This window comes from Clostridiales bacterium, from assembly GCA_030016385.1.
Taxonomy (GTDB): Bacteria; Bacillota; Clostridia; order Clostridiales; family Oxobacteraceae; genus JASEJN01.
Genome location: JASEJN010000038.1, coordinates 26,043 through 32,926, shown reverse-complemented (window position 1 = coordinate 32,926; position 6,884 = coordinate 26,043). Strand labels below are relative to the sequence as shown.

General features: G+C 35.2%; 6 protein-coding genes and 1 pseudogene. 2 read left to right on the top strand and 5 right to left on the bottom strand.

Translation table 11 applies throughout. The features are described from left to right. Positions 1-67: 67 nt before the first annotated feature. Positions 68-589 carry a nitroreductase gene (locus QME45_09920; GenBank protein MDI6618973.1) on the bottom strand — a complete coding sequence of 174 codons (522 nt, stop codon included), beginning with the start codon at positions 587-589 and terminating at the stop codon, positions 68-70. A 433-nt stretch (positions 590-1,022) separates the two neighbouring features. Between QME45_09920 and QME45_09915 the strand changes: the two are divergent. After that, positions 1,023-1,334: pseudogene (locus QME45_09915) on the top strand (GerW family sporulation protein). 169 nt (positions 1,335-1,503) lie between these two features. After that, positions 1,504-2,043 carry a hypothetical protein gene (locus QME45_09910; GenBank protein MDI6618972.1) on the top strand — a complete coding sequence of 180 codons (540 nt, stop codon included), beginning with the start codon at positions 1,504-1,506 and terminating at the stop codon, positions 2,041-2,043. A 103-nt stretch (positions 2,044-2,146) separates the two neighbouring features. Here QME45_09910 and QME45_09905 read toward each other — a convergent pair whose 3' ends face one another. The 4 genes from QME45_09905 to QME45_09890 form a co-directional block, all read right to left on the bottom strand. After that, entirely contained in the window at positions 2,147-3,064 is a 918-nt protein-coding gene (locus tag QME45_09905; protein MDI6618971.1) for a family 43 glycosylhydrolase, read from the bottom strand. A 139-nt stretch (positions 3,065-3,203) separates the two neighbouring features. After that, on the bottom strand, positions 3,204-4,820 hold the full coding sequence (locus QME45_09900) for an extracellular solute-binding protein (protein ID MDI6618970.1): 1,617 nt from the start codon (positions 4,818-4,820) through the stop codon (positions 3,204-3,206). A gap of 81 nt (positions 4,821-4,901) precedes the next feature. Then, positions 4,902-5,786, bottom strand: a complete 885-nt coding sequence (locus QME45_09895; protein ID MDI6618969.1) for a carbohydrate ABC transporter permease — start codon at positions 5,784-5,786, stop codon at positions 4,902-4,904. Positions 5,787-5,799: 13 nt separating this feature from the next. Further along, on the bottom strand, positions 5,800-6,765 hold the full coding sequence (locus QME45_09890; GenBank protein MDI6618968.1) for an ABC transporter permease subunit: 966 nt from the start codon (positions 6,763-6,765) through the stop codon (positions 5,800-5,802). Positions 6,766-6,884 lie beyond the last annotated feature (119 nt).

Genomic DNA, 6,884 nt, shown 5'->3' with positions numbered 1-6,884 from the left:
TTGAATCTGGCGAATGAGTGTTCAAAATAACATAAACTTATATTGCGAATCGAAGATATCATATATACTACTTGATAATATTTACATAATCGGCTTTTCTCGGAGCTGCTTTGGAAGCTTTGGCTGCTGCATGGCCTAATACGCAGGAGCCTACGATACCATATTCTTCACCCACGCCCAATCTTTTTTGAAATTTTTTGCCCTTTTCGGTGTTAAAGATGGCATTTACGCAATGAATCCAGCAGGATCCGATGTTTAAAGATGTTGCAGCTATAAGCATATTTCCGATCGCGAGGCTGGCGTCACATATAGGTGCTATGTTGCCTTTCTTTGCAAATACTAAGACAACAGTCGGCGCATCATAAAAAGGATTTTCATCCTGCTTAGTTATATCCTTTGCCAGTTCAATAAACTCCTTCATGACATCTTTGTTCTGAATTACGGTAAAATGGCTCGATTGCTGGTTCATCGCACTTGGAGCATACTCTCCGGCTTTAAGTATGACATTTAGTTCCTCATCGGTAATCTGTTCAGGTTTATAGCTGCGGATGCTCCTTCGCCCTAAAATTGTTTTTAATGTTTCGTTCATTGTTTATCCCTCCAGGTTAATAAAATGTGTTCATTTAACAAGCTAGCAAACAAAGTTAAAAATTGAAGATTTTATTGCAGGTTTCATGGATTATCTTCATAATTTAAACTGAACAATTCGTATATTTATATAATAGCACTAAACAAACCAAATGGTAAAAAATTCATTTTTATTTTACTTGAATAATATATATTTTTAATATCTTTTATTAATTTGCAGTCTAGCTGGTTCAACTTTATGCCTTTACCCCCGGACTTGTGAAAAATATTATATAAATATATCCGTTTTATTGAAACTTTTTCAATTTTAATGTGTAATAGATATATATGAATGCAAAAGGGGATGCAGCTTCTTGGATGCCATAGATAAAAAGCTTATATCCATATGCAAAAAAGGGAATAGATATGGAATGTAATATGAATTCGGATTTGCTTCAGGGACAGTTATAGGCGAGCCGATAAATATTGGCGAATCAACTCTAATACTGGTAGTCAACGTGTCCTTCGGGCTTGGTTCAGGCGGAGGGGACGGAAAGGGAAATGGAGGAGTTGGAGGAGGCGCCGGAATAGGAGCAAGGATTTCCCCAAGTGCACTGATTGTAATCAAAGGAGATAAAGTGGAAGTCCTTCCCATCAAAAAAAGTTCCAATCTTGAAAAACTTGTGGAATTGGTACCTGAGATAGTCAACATAAATGCCTCCCTTTCTTTTACTGTAATTTTTACCTTATATTACTTCAATTCGTAATATGAAATCAGGCATAAATAACATAAACTTATATTGCGAATCGAAGTTATATTAATACATGCCATTCATAAAAATAAGTTTGTTGTATAATAGAATAAAGGCAAGCTGTATTATCTTTGACTGATATAGATAGCTTATGGGTTGGTATAAAATATTGAGGTGAAATAATATGAGCGATAAAAGAATAGTTGTAATATTTCCAGGCGTTAATTACAGTAAGGATTGTCCGCTGCTATATTATGCGGGTTTTAAGTTTGAAGCCCGCGGCTATGAAAGGGTAGCTATCGATTATAGCGATTCGCTTAAACGGGATAAATCGCTAGATGAACATATGGAAAATGTAAAGAGCGATGTGCTGACGAAGTTAAAAGCCATCGATTTTTCAAAATATAGCGATATAGTGTTTGTTTCTAAAAGTATAGGAACGGTAATTGCCGGATGGGCTGATGAAAAATTATCTATTGGAGCAAGACACATATATTTAACTCCCCTAAAGGAGACGCTGCCTTATATTAAGAGGGAGAAAAAGATTATAATTGTAATTGACGGTACGAATGATAAACATTTAAATGCAGATATTCTTAAGGAACACTGTATGAAGGAAAATATTCGTTTAATGCAAATTGAAGGCGTAAATCACAGGTTGGAAGTCCGGGGTGATACAGATAAAAATATTGAAATACTAAAGGAAGTTGTGGCACTTTTTTAGAAAGGCATACCTTTGAAAGCTTTATGACCGACTTTTTATGTAAAATAGAAAAGAGCATCACAAGATACTTGAAAGTAATTTTATGATGCTCTGTATTAACATTTTATATTTTTGAAATATAGGGAAGTTCATCTTTCCATATGATATTCACTCTTGATAAATACCATGTCTTGCCTTTATCGTTTGAACCTTGATAAAAGAGGCATGTATGTCCGTCATTATCCATAAAAACATATGGGTGGCCTGATTCATCTGCATTCCAATCCCCGGGATTTCCATTTGATAAAAATGGCTTTTCACTTATGCGTTTCCAATGCAGCCCATCCTTGCTGATTGCACATCCTATCTGCTGTGGTGAACAGTTATACGCTCCACCGTAAAACATATAAAGCTTTTTGTTGTGCATGCACACGGCTGGTGCTTCAATACAATCCATTTCCCATGGTAATTCAGGCTGTAATATACTATCATCACATTCTTGTTTCCATGTACTTTTAGAAAAATCCGATGTTATACTCGAAGAAGCCACACACAATTTTTGTATTTTTCCGTGTGGATCTCTAGTCGCAGTATATAGAAATAACTTATCATCCTTTACTGCCACATCAGCATCTATAGCACGTCCGTTATTCCAACTTCCCGACGGTGAAAAGATAGGGTTTGAAGCATCTCTGACAAAATTTATACCGTCTTTCGAAATGGCATGGCATATGGCATCATGTGGGAAATTACCATAATTTTGATAGAAAAGGTGTAGCTTTTTATCAATAACTATTGCTCCAGGAGCGCATAAGCCTTTCATTTCATACTTCATCGCAGGAGTTATTTCTCCTACTTTTTCCCATTTCTCCAAATCATTGCTTATCGCAATGCCTATATTCCAACCGTTTGGTTTTTTACTATGCCACTTTTCACTAGGATACGGCGGCAGAGAGTAGTACATATAATACTTATTATTAAATCTGACCACAGCAGGATCCTTTGCACAAGGACTTCCTCTTGTACTATCTGTATAGAGCACTGTTTTCTCCTCCTTTATTTTTTTAATATAAAAAAATTATAATTCATAAATAATTTTATGCAATAGGAGTAGTTTAAGGCTACTCCTATTGATCAGTATTATACTACTATGTTTTATTGAAAATTACTATATAATATTCTTATTTTTTTGACTGCTTTAAATACAACTCATTTGCTTCCTTGGTAAGTTGATCTCCTCCGGCTTTTTTCCAGTTTGCAACCATCTCGTCAAAATAATCAATTGGTTTATCTCCAGTTATTATTGAGGTAAAACCACTATCAAGTATTTTGCCAAGTTCTGCACTATATTTGGTCTGGGATGGCAGAGCACCAAAGATTGCTGATTTATAGCCGAAACTTTTATCTTTTAGATTTTCCTGTGCCCAGGCATATTCCTGCCCGTATACGACTTTTTGATAATCCAAATTTCCTCCTTCTTCTATGAATGAAAAAGTATTTGCAGCACCAATGGCACTTAACTTAGGCAAATCAGTTTCACCTGTCAGGCTTTTATAAGTTGGTATTCCGCGAAAATCTTTAGTAATTGTAGAATATTTTCCATAGAGGCCTCTTTCGACAGATAGGCTGGTCTCTGTATCCTTACAGTTAAGTTCATCTATTACTTGGAGCAAACGGGCAAATCGGTCTGTATCCTTTACAAGCTTTTTAGAAAATGCAGTACGCAACGTACGAAAATCTCCCTGCTTTGTGCCGCGTTTTCCATCGGGACCAATTGGTGGATATCCAGGAGCATAAGTGCCGACTTTTCCCGCTTTTTTCCACGAGCCTGCTTCTCCGCTACCTAAGTAAGTACCGCCGGATTCATTAGTTGTATTGACCCAGTGATAAAAGCTTCCTATACCCGAATAACCTATTCGATCATTTAAAAATGAATGTGATATTGCCCAGTATCCCCCCTGGTTTTCACCGGTTATAAATTCTGGATCGAGCACGCCGTCTTTGTACCATTTCCTAAGGAGTGTAACTGCTTCTTTTGCACCTGGTGTTATATCACCTAAAACAACTTTACCATCATCACCCAAAAGCCACATTCCTCTCATAGTACCGAAAGCACCATAGATAGAATCAAGCCCGGTGTTTGAAAGAGCATAAACCTTTTTACCATTTCCGTTAGGATCTCCTTTGGCAATTTTGTAAAATGCTGCTTCTACATCTTCCAGTTTCTGAGGTATTTCGTTTATACCGAGTTTTTTCAGCCAATCGGTGCGCCACCATACAGGATTTGGGATTGTATTATAAAGCCTGAATCCAGGTATGGAATACATTAGCTTTCCATCAAATTTAGCTATATTCCAAGCAGTAGGATCAGTATCGTCTATATATTTTGCTATATTTGGCGCATTTTTCCGGAAAAATTGTTCATCCCATCCTCCGATTATACCCTGTTCATAATATTTCTGTTGGTCTATATACTGCAATACATCCGGTATGTCACCGGAAGAAATCATAAGGTTGATTTTATCTGCAGCATTGCTATTCTCTACATATACAAGGTCAAATTTTACATTCTTGAAATGTTTCTCCCAATATTGAACCATTTCCGGGTTTTTATCCCACGGTCCAAAATTATTCATAACCATTCTATAAGTATATACCTTATTGGATTTTGATGCATTGCTGTTTTGAGTTTTAGGCTTTCCACATCCTAATACAGTGGTAATAGTTATTACGGCTGTAATCGTTAAACATAATACTTTTTTAAATATTGACTTTTTATTTATATAACTTTCCAGCATATTTTTACCCCCTTTATATTTATTTTTTTTATATAATTTTACTGGAAAACCATTTTAATATTAAATCTTGGGTTTATTCAGTCATCCTTTTATGGAACCCAGCATTACGCCCTGCACGAAGTACTTTTGCAGAAATGGATAAATGCACATTATAGGAATCATGCATATATATACTGTTGCAGCTTTTAATGAATCCGGAGTGACGGTATTGTTATCACCGGACTGGGGATTAATGTCCATCAATTGCTGCGTACCTTCAAGCAATATACGGCGCAAAACTACTTGGAGAGGCATTTTACTGGTCGAACGTATATATATGGTTGCATCAAACCATGAATTCCAATGGCCTACCATTATCCATAGTATTATAGTTGCAATAAGAGGTTTAGAAACTGGAATAACTATGCTGAACAGAACCCTTAGACTACTTGCGCCATCAAGGTGAGCCGATTCTTCCAATTCCTGCGGTATGGCCATAAAGAAATTGCGCATGATAATTAAATTAAAGGAGCTTACTAAACCTGGAAGTATTAAAACAAGCCGATTATCTATAAGACCAAGCTTAACGTTCCATAGATAACTTGGAATAAGTCCTCCTGAGAAGAACATGGGAATAATAACTATAAGTGTCCAAAAAGACCTGTTGGGAAAATTCTTTTTTGAAAGCGCATATGCGCCAAATGACGTTACTACTATACTTAAGAAGGTACCAAAAACTACCCTTATAATAGTTTCGCGGTATCCAATCCAAATATACGGGTTCCTTAAAACATATTTGTAGTTGAATAAAGAGAACTTTTCCGGCCATAATGACAATACATTTACGCCGCCACTTGAGGGGGAATTTACAGACGTTACAAATAAATTCCAAAATGGATATAATATCGTAACCATAAATATTATCATGATTATACTGTTTATAATATCAAATATTCGTTCATTTAAGCTTTTTTTAATAACGCTCATGAAATCATCTCCTTTACCAAAGAGTGCTGCCGCCTATTTTTCGAGCTATTTTATTCGTTATGTATACAAGAATAAATCCTATTACATTTTTGAAAAGTCCAACGGTAGTAGCAAAACTATATTCCATGCCAGTTAGACCTCGACGATATACATATGTATCAATAATATCTGCCACACTTAATACAGCAGAATTATATAGATTGAAAATCTGATCAAAACCTGCATTTAATATGTTTCCTGTATTTAGTATCAATAGTATTGCTATGGTTGGCATTATGGATGGTAATGTTATATATATTACATTTTGAAATCTTGTTGCACCATCCAGCACTGCTGACTCATACATCTGTGGATCAATATTAGATATGGCAGCAAGGTATATTATTGTACCCCATCCGATACTCTGCCATATGCCGGTTGTTATTATGGTGAATACAAACCAATTCGGTTCACCTAAGAAATAAATGGGTTTAAGTCCAAAATGCTTAAGAATAAAATTTATTGGACCCGTAGAAGGGGAAAAAAATTGAATAAACAAACCAGCAAGAACAACCCATGATAAAAAATGTGGGAGATAACTTACAGTCTGCACTAATTTTTTATACCATTTCTTTTTTATTTCATTTAAAAGAAGTGCCAGTATTATAGGCGCAGGAAAGCCAAATACAAAACGTAAGAAGCTTATCCATACTGTATTCCTTAAGACTTCGAAAAAGCTTCCTGTCGTAAATAATTCTTTGAAATTGGCAAGCCCAACCCATTTACTCCCGAATATACCATCTAAAAGTTGATAATTTTTAAATGCTATTACTATACCAACCATGGGAATATAATGGAATATAATAAAATAAATCAGTACAGGTAAAAAAATGAGAAAAAGATCATAGTTCTTTTTATATTGTTGTATTAAACCTTTTAAAGAAAATAACTGCTTTGTTGCTCTGGGTGTTCTTGCAGTTGCGAATTCATTCTGGTCCATATTAAAATCTCCTTATATCGAACTTTTGTCTATAAAATAAATAAATCTTATGATGTGAGCTTATTATAAAAAAGCGAGAACTAATCTGTCAATTTTGATTTATCTATAAAATATTGATT